Origin of the sequence: Vibrio sp. B4-6 (assembly GCF_963888245.1) — a bacterium.
Classification (GTDB): Bacteria; Pseudomonadota; Gammaproteobacteria; order Enterobacterales; family Vibrionaceae; genus Vibrio; species Vibrio anguillarum.
Genome location: NZ_CAWPIM010000066.1, coordinates 223,590 through 237,812, shown reverse-complemented (window position 1 = coordinate 237,812; position 14,223 = coordinate 223,590). Strand labels below are relative to the sequence as shown.

Here is a 14,223-nt window from a genome sequence, read left to right as displayed (position 1 = left end):
ATACTATGACCATCGCAACAAATAGTGAAAAGCTTATGAACAACGTTTCTACGCAAGCTTCCAAACGTGCACTTCGTGCTAAAAAGCGTGTGGACTGGAAAGAGCGCATTTTCCACGGGTTGTTTCTTACCAGTGCCATTATTGGCATTGTGTCTCTTGCCATCATTGCCTACTTCATTTTCCGCGAAAGTATTCCCGCATTTCAAGAAGTGGGTATCTCGGGTATCGTCCTTGGACAAGATTGGTTGCCGCCAGCTCTGTATGGTGTGGCAACTATGATTGTCGCTTCTGTGGTTTCAACGTTTGGTGCGGTTATCGTTGGTGTGCCTGTGGGCGTACTCACCGCTATCTTTATTGCCGAAGTCGCACCAAAACGTGTCGCGAATATCATTCGCCCAGCCGTTGAATTGCTCGCTGGTATTCCTTCCGTGGTCTATGGTTTCTTTGGTCTTGTGATTATTGTTCCTTTGATTCAGGACATTTTCCAAGTTCCTGCGGGCAATACCATTCTCGCGGGCATTATTGTGCTTGGTGTCATGATCTTACCGACGGTGATTACCGTGTCCGAAACTTCTATTCGAGCCGTCCCTCATGCGTACAAAGAAGGTTCTTTGGCATTAGGTGCATCCAGTATTTTTACCATCTTCAAACTGCTTGTACCGGCAGCTCGTTCCGGAATTATGACCGGCGTCATCTTAGGAATTGGGCGTGCGCTCGGTGAAACCATGGCCATTATTATGGTGATGGGCAACGCGCCAGCGATGCCTGAAGGTATTTTAGACTCAGCACGCACGCTGACAGCCAATATTGCGATTGAAATGTCTTACGCAAGTGGTGTTCATGCCAGTGCGCTTTATGCAACAGGCGTTGTGCTATTGGCATTCATCATGATCTTGAATGCCACATTGCTCTATTTAAACCGTGAGAGAGCGAGATAATAGTGATGGATACAGTAAAACTAAAACGTGCCCGCCAGCTAAAAGATAACGTATTGAAAATATCTATTTGGATTGCGGCTGCTGTAACAGTCGGCTTCCTATTTTGGATTATCTGGTACATCCTTTCTAACGGGCTACAACACGTAGATTGGAATTTCGTTACTGACGATTACACCCGTACTGGCAATGAACACGGGATCTTCCCGATGATCATATCGACGATTTATATGGTGATCGCTTCTATTTCGGTGGCCGCCCCGTTGGGTATTATGACGGCGATTTATCTTACCGAATACGCCAAAATCGGTAGCCGCTTGGTGAAAGTGATCCGCTTTTGTACCGAATCTTTGGCGGGGATCCCCTCCATTATCTTTGGTCTATTTGGCATGACCTTCTTTGTGGTGATTCTAGGCTTAGGCTTCTCTATTTTGTCGGGTGCGCTAACGCTCAGCATTTTGATTTTGCCTGTGATCATTCGGACCACAGAAGAAGCGTTGATGGCCGTTCCTCAAACTTATCGCGAAGGTTCTTATGGTCTTGGAGCCTCAAAAATATACACCATTTGGCGTCTGATTTTGCCAAGTGCAATGCCCGGCATCCTCACGTCAATTATTTTGAGTATTGGTCGTGTTATTGGCGAGTCGGCCCCTGTGTTTTTAACCGCAGGAATGGTGGCACGTATTCCTGATTCATTGCTCGATTCAGGCCGCACCCTAACCGTTCACCTTTACAAGCTCACAACAGAGCTGTTCACGGTTGAAGAGTGGAATCAAGCCTACGGCACAGCAACCGTGCTGATTGTGGTTGTGCTACTGATCAACATGGTGACGAAGCTAATCGCAAGACGATTTAATACCGCTTCTTATTAAGCAGAGCGTTGGGCGCGATTTACAGAATTTTGAGAGATAACAAGAATGAACAAATTTAATATTGAAAACCTAGACCTTTTTTATGGCGATAACCAAGCGCTAAAATCAATCAACCTACCTATTCCAACTCGTCAAGTGACAGCGCTGATTGGCCCTTCTGGCTGCGGAAAATCGACTTTATTACGCTGTTTGAACCGAATGAATGACCTCATTGAAGGCGTGACTATCACCGGTAAATTGGCGATGGATGGGCAAGATATTTACGGCAATATTGATGTTGCAGATCTGCGTATCAAAGTGGGAATGGTGTTCCAAAAGCCAAATCCGTTCCCAATGAGTATTTATGAAAACGTGGCGTATGGGTTACGCGCACAAGGGATTAAAGATAAAAAGCACATCGATGGAGTGGTTGAGCGCTCATTGCGCGGCGCGGCGTTGTGGAATGAAGTAAAAGATCGTTTGAAGTCACATGCGTTTGGCCTCTCTGGTGGTCAACAACAGCGTTTGTGCATCGCACGTACGATAGCGATGGAGCCGGATGTGATTTTGATGGATGAACCAACGTCCGCCCTTGACCCGATTGCAACACACAAAATTGAAGAATTGATGGAAGAGCTGAAAAAGAATTACACCATCGTTATTGTCACGCACTCAATGCAGCAAGCGCGTCGTATTTCTGATCGCACAGCGTTTTTCTTAATGGGGGAATTGGTTGAACACAATGATACACAAGTGATTTTCAACAATCCTAAAGATGATAGAACCATGGGATATGTCAATGGCGATTTCGGCTAGTCACTTATTGCAGCGACTAACCTGGAATAATAGCGGACTCATTATAACTATAAAGCGATGGTAACTTTGCCCCTCATACAGAGGGGCTTTTTTGTAGAAACTTCATGGCATACATATTCTTATCCGCAATATGTATTAATTGATTAATATTGGCTGAATCTTTAGGAAAAGAGGCAATACCGATACTGGTTGAAAGCTTTGCTCCCACTCCATTATCCACGAAGAAATTCTCTTTAAAACACGCTTTAATGTGGCGTTGCATAATGCTCAGTTCCATCGCATCTACGCTATGGATGATCAGGGCAAACTCATCACCCCCCATACGAAATACCGAATAATCAAAGGTTGGAATCGAATGTGTTAAGCGAAACGCTACTTGCTGCAACACACTGTCCCCTGCTTTATGACCATTTTGGTCGTTAATGGGCTTAAAGCCATTTAAGTCGAGAAGAAAGAGAGAGAAGGGGTTGTTGGTAGAAATTTGATTCAGCTCTTCAAACATCGCAAGGCGGTTTGCAAGTCCAGTTAGAGGGTCAGTTAACGCTAAGGTACGCTGAGCAACCGCTTCTTTATGAAAAATATAGCTAACTAAGCCAATGCAACCCAGCATCAAGAACATCAGCAGAAATTGTACCTGTGTTAGCCTATTTGCTTTTTCTTTTTGCTCGAGATAGATAGGGCTTTGCAGTTGAAAGTTTTGGTTTACATAGCCGATAATCTGGTCGTAAATCAAGCGAGCATGTTTTTCAAATACAGCCAATGACTTTTGATCTTTAACGGCCAGCAATAAGCTTTCTAATATTTTGAAATCATCAAAGTTGTTCTTAAAGAAATGCTGGGAATCCGTTCTACCCATAAAATTATCCGATTCCTTACTCGTTAGAATCAAGTCAAAACGGCTCCAAATCAGCTCATACTGCAGCCAAGTGTGCGCTTTCTTCTCCTTTGACTCTAGGTAATAAGGAATCGAAGCAACCAGCTCAGAATACTCCTTGGTGAGCTGGAATAAATACCAAGTTGCATAGTTACGCTGGTCTGTATAGGAGTTGGCTAAAGAGCGTGTGGTCGAAAGTATATACAAATTAGCGACGATCAAGGTGGCTGACAGGACAATCAACAGTGTTTTTGCCCGGTATAGCAAGGGGTGTAAAGTGCTGTGTTTTGTAAAATTCATTATTTACCGTGAATCAATAGTTTTTCTAACTGCCACACCATTTGGGTGTAATAAATGCCATTGTCTATTTGTGGATATTTATCTAGATTGTAGATCAGCCAAAACGGCCCCTTGTTTCTTATTTTCATTTCATCGCCATTCATGTGATAAGCAATAATGGGTTCATAGCGAGTTAAGTTTTCAATTGCAATATTAGCGGCGTAATCATTAATGGCCAAAAATGATACAGAAGAAACCTGTCCAACTTGCAAATGATTAATTAAATCAATAACTTTAAAACCAGTGAAAGTATTTTCTTTTGGTAACCAAGGAAGCTGAGTCGTGAAGGTTTCACGAGGCAGTATCTCTGCCAATTGTGCAAGAGAATAAGTAACCCGATCTTGGTTTGGGAGGGTAATAGTTAAGCTTGCAGCATGAACAAATAAGCTGAAAAAAATAAGTGGTAAAGCGGTTATCCATCTCATCATAAACTACCTTATTTACTTCTGCTTTTTTCTTAGAGCATAGGCTAAAAGTATAAGGTGATAATTTAATCAATGAAATTATTTTCTATTTATATTTCTGTTAATTTGGTCGAATCAATCTTTAGTTTAGAACAAAAAATCCCCACATAAGTGGGGACTTGCATATTGAAATGTTATTAGTGCCGTTACTGCTGCATTGTTTACTAAAAAATGAGATGTGCTACACCAGCTATCACTGGCAGTGTAATGAGCGTACGCAGAATAAATATGACAAACAGCTCAAGGATGTTGACAGGAATTTTGCTGCCTAGCATTAATGCACCCACTTCAGACATATAGATCAACTGAGTCACTGACATGGCCGCAATCACGAAACGTGTCATTTCATTATCAATGGAAGCTGCAAGAATCGCGGGAATAAACATATCCGCAAAACCGACCACAATGGTTTGAGATGCTTGAACAGCCTCAGGTACACCAAGTAATTCTAGAAAAGGAATAAACGGTTGGCCCAATACAGAAAATACAGAGGTGTATTCTGCAACAATCAGAGCCAGAGTACCCAAGCCCATCACGACAGGTAGCACACCAAACACCATATCAACAGCGTTACGCATGCCTTCAGCGAAGATCGATTTTGCAGATTTAACTTGGCTTGCTTTCGCCAGTGCTAATTCCATCCCCCATGAGAACGAGGTATGGCCGCTTGGAACTGCATCGGCATCTTTAGCTGGAGAGGTACCATCAATATAAGTGTTCTTTTTGAAACTTAATGGTGGCAGGCGAGGAATGATGATCGCTGCAACAAAGCCTGCAAGGCAAATGGTGCCATAAAAAGGTAGGAACAGATGCTCTAGCTTAACTTGCGCAATAACGACTAAGCTGAAGGTAATTGAAACGGCAGAAAACGTTGTACCAACAATAGCGGCTTCACGCTGTGTGTAGAATTTGCTTTCGTACTGTTTGCTGGTCAGCAAAATACCGACACTACCGTCGCCCAACCAAGAAGCCATGCAGTCGATTGCGCTACGGCCTGGAAGGTTGAAAACTGGACGCATGATTCTGCTTAATAAACTACCAAATAGCTCCAGTAGCCCGAAGTTAAGCAGTAAAGGCAGCAAAAGCCCTGCAAAAATAAATACAGAAAATAAAGTGGGTAATAAACCCTCAAGAACCATACCGCCAGTGTTTTCTTCCCAGATAGCCTTAGGGCCGATTTGGAAAAACGTCATGATGACGGCGATACCACCAAATACACGGACGGCTAACCAAAGAGCCGATGGATTAAAAAGCCCATTTAAGAAAGGACTCTTTGTAATGAATGCAGGTTGAAAAATTTTACATAAAATGGAAGCTGCAGACATAAAGGCGATGATCACTGTCACTATTGCAACAAGGTAATCGCCCAAAATAGCTTGGATAGATTTAGCAAGGACGGCAACTGGAATGGTTAAGTCACCTTGGTAGCTAATTGGCGCCATAAACAAAAATAGACCAATTAACGAAGGGATGAAAAACATCCAAAAGCTACTTTGTGTTGGTGCTACAGGAGCTTCAATAGTTTGAGCGTTATCTTGCATGTCGTGTCTCGTATTACTGCGGGTCAATAGTCACCAACTGGTGGCATAAAAATGCACTAAATAGCTCTATTTAGTCATTGCAGGCAAGAATATCTATTTTTAAGATGGCTTGCAATACTATTCATTAATCAAGGTTAAGTATTCAAACAAAAGAGCTGTTATTCTCAGATAACATGGTCATTTGTTTTGTTATTGTTGCATTGGTTAATAATCTGTTGGTGATTGAGGCGTGCGTTTTAAAAAGAGTTAAGGAGGGCTGCGGAAAATTGGGCGGTTAAGGTAAGAGGGACGGGTCAGTCAAAGGCCTTTAACCGTAGGCTAAAGGCCAAAAATGTATAGGTCCAATGAGCTTTATTGAGCTGTACTGATATTCAAACGTTGTAGGCTAACGCTGAGCGCATCATCGAATTGACTAAAGAAATTATCTTCACCGACCAAATCAACAATCCCCGCTTTTTTCAGTTTCATTGCAACACGAGTATTTGCACCAGAGATCAACACTTGCACATTCTTTTTATGGAAGTTTTCGATCATTTCCTCAATGGATTGCAGGCCAGTAATGTCCATAAATGGAACCCATTTAAGGCGAATAATTAAAATTTCTGGCTGCTCTTGAATGCTGCTCATCACACGCTCAAAGGTTTCAGCCGCAGCAAAGAAAAATGGGCCTTCTAAGGCATAAACGGCGAGCTCTCTTGGTAACTGAGTTTGCCCATGACGAAGCAGCTCAGCACTGAGCTCATGGTGTGTACTGGCTTTTACCTCAACACTAGATGCCATACGTTTTACAAAGTGAAGGGTAGCGATGATCACCCCGATGTTGACGGCGACAACTAAGTCAGCAAACACGGTTAATCCAAATGTTAGCAACAAAATAACCACATCGGCTTTGGGTGCACGTTTAACCAATTTAATAAAGTGGGGAACTTCACTCATGTTCCATGCTACGACGAACAAAATCGCACTGAGTACTGCCAGTGGAATATTGACGGCTAATGGTGCAAGTGCAATAAGGATAATGACCAGAGTGAGCGAGTGCACCACGCCCGAAAGTGGGCTTGTCCCCCCGTTGCGTATATTGGTTGCAGTACGTGCAATGGCGCCTGTTGCTGCAATACCACCGAAGAGAGGAGCAACGATATTAGCGATACCTTGGCCGACTAATTCTTGGTTTGAGTTGTGTTTGGTGCCCGCCATACCATCAGCGACCACCGCCGAAAGCAATGATTCAATCGCACCTAGCATGGCAATCGCAAAAGCAGGGCCAATCAATAGAATAATTTGAGAGAAGCTAACTTCTGGAAGCGAAAACTCTGGCAGTCCTTGAGGTATGCCTCCAAAAGCCGATCCAATCGTGCGGATCCCTTCAAAGCCAACAAAATATTGCAACACGGTAACGGTGACGAGAGCAAGCAGCGGCCCTGGTACTTTCGAGAGCTTCGGGATCTTAGGACCGAAGATAACCAGCGCGAGTGAAAATAACGCAAGGCCTGTTGTGGCCCAATCCATCTGCGGAAAGGCATGGAAAATAGACACTAATTTTTGATGAAAATGCTCACCTTCGATTTTGGGGAGGCCGAAGAATTCTTGCCATTGCCCAACCCAGATGATGACACCGATACCGCTGGTGAAGCCGACGATTACGGGGTCAGGAATATAGCGGATAATGCTACCGAGTTTTGCGACCCCCAGAACCAATAGAATCACACCGGCCATCATAGTGGCTATCTGCAACCCACTGACCCCATACTGGCTAACAATTCCAGCGAGTATCACGATGAAAGCGCCCGTTGGGCCGGCTATCTGCACTCGCGAGCCGCCAAACAGTGAAACGATAACGCCTGCAATAATGGCGGTGTATATCCCTTGCTCTGGTTTCACGCCAGAAGCAATAGCGAATGCCATCGCCAGTGGCAGAGCGACAACCCCTACAATCAAACCTGCACTGATATTATTTAGCCACTGTTTTGGTCGTAGCAGACCGGCTTTATAGGATTCATATACGGCAAACATAATTGATAACCTTATTGAAAATAGGGGAAAATAGAAAGCGCGGTGGATTCTACGCTCATTTAAAATGCTGTAAAGAGGGGTGAATATTCAACTGAGGTTATAAATATAGTGGTTCGGCGGCGGAATTTTTACTATTTAGAGTTGTGGATGTGAGTCTATTTTCTTATGATTCACTAGGTAGGATGTTTTTTATACAGAGATGGAGTTTGTGATGATCAATAAACGTTTTTTTAAAACAAAAGAAGAAGTCGAAGTGACCTTTGAAGTGGACGCCCCAGATACGGCTGGCAATGTTGCGATAGTAGCGGACTTTCTTGACTGGCAACCAGAACCGATGAAAAAGGTGGCGAAAAGTAATAGTTTTAAATTTAAAACCCGTTTGCCTAAAGATGCTGAATTTCAATTTCGTTACTTGTTGGATGACCAACAATGGGTTAACGATCCTAGCGCTGACCAGTACATTGCCAATGGTTTTGGCGAGGAAAATAGCCTAGTAACGACTTATCAATAGGTTGTTGATAAATCTTGTGAAAGCGTGAAATATGATTAGGACAGTACTCATTTCCACGTGTAATTGTTGATTTATTATAAGGCACTCCGGTGCCTTTTTTGACCATAGAATCACACGATATAGGTGACTTTTGAAACAGAAAGTCTTAATCTTGAGGCTCTTTTGACTTAATCCACAGGATAGATAGTGCTTCCTCGTTCTCTCATTCTGCGCTTTTCTGAGTTTTCACTTCCAAAAAAAGCGTCGATTATTGGCCTACCGATTGTCGCGGCCATCGCATTTTCCTCGTCTATTCAGGATAGCTCCTTACAGCGCCAAATTGAGCTCTCTATTACCGAAACTCAAATTGTTCAGTCGATCTTATCTGATGCTATTGAGGTAAAAAATCTTCCGGATTTTGAATATGAGATTAAATCTGGTGACAATTTAAGTACTATCTTTAATCAACTTGGCTTTGGTTACCAAGACTTGATGAAGATTATGGAAACCGATTTAAACTACCTCGCATTGGATACGTTAAAACCTGGCAACATCCTCAGGTTTTGGAAAGCGCAAAATGGAAATGCGCTTTCCAAAATGGAGCTAGAATTTAGCCTAGTCGAGCGCGCGGTATATTCACGTTTAGATGATGGTACCTATGAGTTTCAAGATGTTAAAATACCGGGTGTATGGAAAGAGTTCGCCATGGTTGGCGAGATCCAAGGCAGCTTTTCTCAGTCGGTCAATTCGATAGGGTTAGGCAGCGCTGAGATAGAACAGATCGTCTCTTTACTTAAAGATAAACTCAATTTCTCTCGTGATCTTAGGGTTGGCGATCGATTTGAAGTGGTTCAATCTCGTCAATTTGTCGGTGAGAAATTGACGGGCAATCGTGAAATCCAAGCGATTAAAATCTACAGTCGAGGCAAAGACGTTTCTGCTTATTTACACCGTGATGGGCAGTACTATGACAAAAATGGCGATAGTTTACAGCGCGCATTTCAACGCTATCCGACGACAAATAAACGCATTACCTCTAACTTTGATGCGCATCGCCTGCACCCAGTCACAAAAAGAGTGGCTCCGCACAATGGTACTGATTTTGGTGTACCAGTCGGTACTCCGGTATTCTCGACTGGCGATGGTACGGTGATCATGACGCGTAAGCACCCTTATGCGGGTAATTACGTGGTGATACAACATGGCAGTACTTACAAAACACGCTATTTGCATTTGAGTAAAATTTTAGTGCGTAAAGGTCAGAAAGTATCGCGAGGTGAGCGGATCGGTTTATCTGGGCAATCGGGCCGAGTCACTGGACCTCATCTGCATTATGAGCTGATGGTTCGAGATCGCGCAGTGAATGCCATGACCGCCAACATACCAATGGCAAACTCAGTGCCTAAAAAAGAGATGGCGGGGTTTGTTGCAAGGCGTAATGAACTCGATTCTATGCTTCAGCAGCAAGAACTGCGGTATGCCACCAGTGAGTCTTCGGCTGACCAAGAGTCTTAATGTGATAGCATAATGGATATTAGTAATCCCTCACTTTCAGAGTGAGGGTTTTTTATGCGCGCCGTACATGGCTCATGTTGTTCCAGTGAGTCACGATAGAGTGCGGTGTTTCTGGCTTTGAAAAATAGTAACCTTGGATCTGTTCACAGCCCATAGCATAGAGTTTCTCCAGAGCTTCTTGGTTCTCCACCCCTTCTGCGACGAGATCAACTCGAAGTTGATTTGCCAATTGAATAATCAACCAAACTACGCGCTCCGTTGTTTCGTTACACACCATGTTTTTGATAAAAGTGGCATCAATTTTAATGCAATCGATGGGGTAGCTATGGATGTAATTCAAGCTCGAATAGCCAGTGCCAAAGTCATCAAGCGCGATGGTAAAACCAAGTAGTCTGAGCTTATCTAAGATGTATCTAACTTCACTGGTTTGTGAAAGTAGTACTGTTTCGGTGAGCTCAATTGTGAATTCATTGGGCTCAAAGCCGTATTGAGTAATGGTTTGCATTAAGTGTTCGAGATAGCGCTTGGAATTGATCAGTTCATGTGCCGAACAGTTAAGTCCCAATTTTACCTTGTAGCCTAAGCCCTCCTCTAGCTCAACTTTTGCTAGGCATGCCAGCTCAACAATGCGTTCTCCTAATTCCACAATTAAACCTGACTGCTCAGCAGTATCGATAAACTCAATCGGTGAAATCGCACCCAGAGTTTCGCTATTCCAGCGAGTGAGAATCTCAAAATAGTTCCACTGTTCTTGGTGACGACTGACGATCGGTTGCGCTACCACAAATAGTTCACTATTTTTACTGGTTAACTTATTGAGTTCACGGCGTAGAGCTTCTGTGATTTGGGTTTGACGATGGTATTGGTCACTCAGATGGGTATCATAGCAACGGATATTACTACCGCGAGTTTGCTTACACTCTTTGAGTGCTAAACAGGCATTGAGAATCAGTTGATCGGCCGTGATTGTCTCTTGAGTTTTCCTTGAAATGCCAATGCTTAAGCTAATTTTAATGCGATGTGATGCATCGACATAACCTGTATTTAGCTTATCCAATATACAGCGGCAGATTTGCAACGGATCATTAGAGAAGGTGATAAACGCATATTCATCCCCTGCGATTCGAAATGCCAAATTCTCTTCCGGAACGCTTTTAATGATGGCATTAGCCACAAACTTAATGATTTGGTCGCCAATATAGTGCCCATATAAGTCATTGATCGATTTAAAATTATCGATGTCTAAATAAGCAAGAGTAAACGGTTCATTGGTTGTTTCAACTAAGCGTTCTAATTTGTCAGCTAGATAACTGCGGTTCATTAAATCAGTCAGGTTGTCGTGAGAAACTTCGTAGCTAAGTTGATTAACCAAGCTGTCAGAGCGTTCGCTCAACCACTTATTGCGCAGGCAGTGAACGACTATGTTCGCAATGATTCGGTGGTAGCCAATCACGAATTCCTCATCTTTGATGGGAGAGTAGAAGGTAGACACGAGCATTCCGAGTATTTCGCCATTCTTGGCACGTAGGGGAATACCGATATAGGCATCAATCTTATTTTCAATTAGAAACTTGTCATCAGGAAAAATTTTGGTCACTTGTGATGGAAACAGACAGTATTCCTGTTTTGATTTCCACACTTGCTCACACGGTGTTCCCCTGAGCGGATAACCCGTGTCGTTGTTGTCTGGCGTCTCACCAGCATGAGATAAGGTGTGAGCTCTGTAATGCCATTTGTCTAACTCGACGATGCATGTACAGCAGGTTTGAAAATGTGTATGCAGCACCAATGTGGCCCGATCATGTAACTCAGAGCCATCGAGCAGCATGAGCTCGTTAATGGTGTTTAGACTAACTGCATCCCTAGCCAATGATGTTTTAGTCATATGTCGTACTCTGTTTTTTTAGAATATGCACTTAGTGACTATGGTCGACATTGCGCAGTTTTGCCACTCGCAATGATGGGTACTTGAGATGCAAAAAATAAAATATTGGTTATTCAGCGGCTTAGTTGCAGAGTTTTATGAGTACTTTTTTGTCTAGGGTAAATTTGCTCTGGTGGACAATTTTGTGATGGAAATAGACGTAACCCCAATTTAGTTACCTAGCTTCATTCGTTAATTTTTCTTTTAAGTAGTTGAGAAATAAATGAGTTCGAGTGTGTTGATAATCAAGTTTAGGGTAATAAGCGTAAACCGTTGCTTGATCAACGGTGATATCGGGTAGCAAACGTACCAGATTGCCCAAACGTAGCTCTTCTTTGACCATCACGTCGTTGGTGACAATCACTCCCATGCCATTTTTGCCTGCATAGAAAAGTGCTTCTGGATTGGTTGTCGCGAAATTACCCGATAACGATAGGCGTTTGCCCGTTGAGGTTTTTAATTCGCGCGTTGTGTGTTCTCCCCAAATCAAGACATTGTGCTGTTGAAGCTGTTCGGCAGATTTGGGCATACCATATTTTTCAATATAGTTAGGAGAAGCATAAAAGCCGGCCCTATGTTCAAATAGGGGTGAGGCTTTAAAACTGAGGGAATTGAGTTGGTCAATTTCTCGGCTGATGAATAAATCAAGGTGAAGTTCGGGCAATTGCCCCGGAGTTGTTGTGGTCAGTTGGATTCGAATGTCAGGGTAGCGCTGTAGAAATTCATCTAAATACTGCACCAAAAATTTTGAGCCCACAGAGAGTGTCGCCCCAATTTTTAGCAGGCCAGCGGGAGTTTGGCTGACAGATCGTGTTTCATCAACCACCGATTGCCAACTTTCAAGTTGTGCTTTTGCTCGCTCATAAAAGAGAGCACCCGCTTCGGTTTGTGTCACCGTTCGTGTGGTGCGCTTAAGTAACTGCACGCCAATTTTCTCTTCCAGCCAATGTACTCGTTTACTGATGGCTGAGCTGGTGGTATTGAGCTTACGTGCCGCGCCGTTAAAGCTGCCTTCTTCAACCACTCGCATGTATGTTTTAACATTTTGTATCCAATCCATCGTTACCCTACTCATTCCTCATTGGAACTAATTCATTTCCTGAGTGCTTTATTATCAAATCTGAGTTGCCAATATATACTGAAAACGTATTTTGACACCACACCTACCGACGATAAGAGCTCACTTAGCAACCCATGAAAACTCTCGCTAGCACACCATTTAAAAAGACGCCGATGTTATTGGCGATGATGATCATTGCCACGGGCCAAGTTGGGGTGAGCATCTATTTACCTGCACTGCCGTTGATCAGCCGAGACTTAATGGTTGACCAAGCCAGTATTCAATGGCTCGTCACGCTCTTTTTAGTGGCGTTTGGAATGTCACAGCTTTTTTACGGGCCATTGTCTGATGCGGTTGGTAGACGCCCGACATTTTTACTCGGGCAGGGGATCTACTTGGCCGGTACAGTATTGTGTGTCTGTTTTTCGGATAATTTTCATGCGTTGGCTGCTGGTCGCCTACTGCAAGGGCTTGGCGCGGGAAGTGCTTCTGTTCTTGGCCGCAGTGTGCTGCGTGACAGTTATGATGGTCTGCAATTAACAAAGGCGCTTTCTTACATCGCCATCACCGCCTCAATTATGCCAATTATTGCCCCTGTGCTCGGTGGGTGGCTTGCCTTTCATTTAAGTTGGCAGTCCGTGTTTGTGTTCGTATTAGTGTATATCTGTACCATTTTTATTTTAGGTTGGTGGATATTGCCAGAAACGTTGCCATACGCGAAACATCGGTTTCAACCGAAGGCCGTATTGCATAACTATTTGCTACTCTTGAAAAATTCCCAAGTGCTGACCAGCGCCAGTTACAACTGGATCAGCTATTTATCTAGTTTAGTGACTCTGTCGGTGCTGCCTTTTCTCTTGCAAAACAAGCTGGGGTTAACGGCCGCCGATTATGGAACCGTAATGATCGTCCCTTCCGCGGGTTTGATGATAGGCAGTGTTGCCGTTAACTTACTCAATGATCGTTTTTCATCCCAACGTTTACTTGCTTTGGCGATTGTCATTATGGCTTTTGCCGGTGTTTGGTTACTGATAACACCGATGAGCGTGTTCAATTTAGTGTGGGGATTTACTTGGTTAACGATTGCGCAAGGTATCTCATTTCCATTATCCACCAGCATGCTGCTCGGGCCACACAAAACTCAAGCGGGTTCCGTTGCGGCTCTATCTGGCTCCATTCAAATGTGTTTAGCTGGATTTTTAGGGGGATACTTGGTGGAAAGATGGATCACGAGTCAGATGTCGCTAGGCTGGTTCTATTTAGCAACCAGTTGCGCTATGTTTTTGGTGTTGTGTTCTTCCTATCGCTTACGTCAAACCAAATTCGCTTAATGCTGTTTATACCCTTCCGGTTTGAAGTGGTTTAAGTCTAGTGGTGCATTTACATCGTACATGTCGGCAC

The 14,223-nt window shown here is 43.5% G+C and carries 12 protein-coding genes; 6 read left to right on the top strand and 6 right to left on the bottom strand.

Features of this window, described 5'->3' with window-relative positions; genetic code table 11:
* Window positions 1-5: 5 nt before the first annotated feature.
* From pstC to pstB, 3 genes are read left to right on the top strand one after another with little or no spacing between them, the layout of a single operon-like run.
* Window positions 6-938 carry a phosphate ABC transporter permease subunit PstC gene (pstC, locus tag AACV20_RS15310; protein ID WP_017045968.1) on the top strand — a complete coding sequence of 311 codons (933 nt, stop codon included), beginning with the start codon at window positions 6-8 and terminating at the stop codon, window positions 936-938.
* Window positions 939-943: 5 nt separating this feature from the next.
* Window positions 944-1,807 (top strand): phosphate ABC transporter permease PstA, encoded by an 864-nt coding sequence (gene pstA, locus AACV20_RS15305; RefSeq protein ID WP_026027681.1) that lies wholly within the window; start codon window positions 944-946, stop codon window positions 1,805-1,807.
* 45 nt (window positions 1,808-1,852) lie between these two features.
* A complete protein-coding gene (gene pstB, locus AACV20_RS15300; RefSeq protein WP_064626472.1) occupies window positions 1,853-2,602 on the top strand; it encodes a phosphate ABC transporter ATP-binding protein PstB in 750 nt (249 codons plus the stop codon).
* 73 nt (window positions 2,603-2,675) lie between these two features.
* Here pstB and AACV20_RS15295 read toward each other — a convergent pair whose 3' ends face one another.
* From AACV20_RS15295 to AACV20_RS15280, 4 genes are all read right to left on the bottom strand, one after another.
* A complete protein-coding gene (locus tag AACV20_RS15295; protein ID WP_170907579.1) occupies window positions 2,676-3,776 on the bottom strand; it encodes a GGDEF domain-containing protein in 1,101 nt (366 codons plus the stop codon).
* Window positions 3,776-4,243 (bottom strand): molybdopterin-dependent oxidoreductase, encoded by a 468-nt coding sequence (locus AACV20_RS15290; protein WP_013868110.1) that lies wholly within the window; start codon window positions 4,241-4,243, stop codon window positions 3,776-3,778. Before AACV20_RS15290 ends, AACV20_RS15295 begins: the two co-directional genes overlap by 1 nt.
* A gap of 200 nt (window positions 4,244-4,443) precedes the next feature.
* Window positions 4,444-5,820, bottom strand: a complete 1,377-nt coding sequence (locus tag AACV20_RS15285; protein WP_026027937.1) for a YjiH family protein — start codon at window positions 5,818-5,820, stop codon at window positions 4,444-4,446.
* Window positions 5,821-6,171: 351 nt separating this feature from the next.
* On the bottom strand, window positions 6,172-7,833 hold the full coding sequence (locus AACV20_RS15280) for a SulP family inorganic anion transporter (RefSeq protein ID WP_013868108.1): 1,662 nt from the start codon (window positions 7,831-7,833) through the stop codon (window positions 6,172-6,174).
* Between the two features lie 211 nt (window positions 7,834-8,044).
* Between AACV20_RS15280 and AACV20_RS15275 the strand changes: the two genes are divergently transcribed.
* Together AACV20_RS15275 and AACV20_RS15270 are read left to right on the top strand one after the other, a co-directional pair.
* The gene (locus AACV20_RS15275; RefSeq protein ID WP_026027568.1) at window positions 8,045-8,344 is read left to right on the top strand and encodes an isoamylase early set domain-containing protein; all 300 of its coding nucleotides are present in this window, start codon (window positions 8,045-8,047) and stop codon (window positions 8,342-8,344) included.
* Between the two features lie 186 nt (window positions 8,345-8,530).
* On the top strand, window positions 8,531-9,838 hold the full coding sequence (locus AACV20_RS15270; protein WP_170907578.1) for a peptidoglycan DD-metalloendopeptidase family protein: 1,308 nt from the start codon (window positions 8,531-8,533) through the stop codon (window positions 9,836-9,838).
* 52 nt (window positions 9,839-9,890) lie between these two features.
* On the opposite strand, the gene AACV20_RS15265 is transcribed toward AACV20_RS15270, so the two are convergent.
* Window positions 9,891-11,723: a putative bifunctional diguanylate cyclase/phosphodiesterase gene (locus AACV20_RS15265; protein ID WP_170907577.1), complete on the bottom strand. Its 1,833-nt coding sequence runs from the start codon at window positions 11,721-11,723 to the stop codon at window positions 9,891-9,893.
* A gap of 214 nt (window positions 11,724-11,937) precedes the next feature.
* Complete coding sequence (locus tag AACV20_RS15260; RefSeq protein WP_026027569.1) at window positions 11,938-12,822, bottom strand: LysR family transcriptional regulator; 885 nt, start codon at window positions 12,820-12,822, stop codon at window positions 11,938-11,940.
* A gap of 134 nt (window positions 12,823-12,956) precedes the next feature.
* On the opposite strand from AACV20_RS15260, the gene AACV20_RS15255 reads away from it, so the two are divergent.
* Window positions 12,957-14,153, top strand: coding sequence for a multidrug effflux MFS transporter (locus AACV20_RS15255; protein WP_013868102.1), 1,197 nt, complete (start codon window positions 12,957-12,959; stop codon window positions 14,151-14,153).
* The last annotated feature ends 70 nt before the right edge of the window (window positions 14,154-14,223 follow it).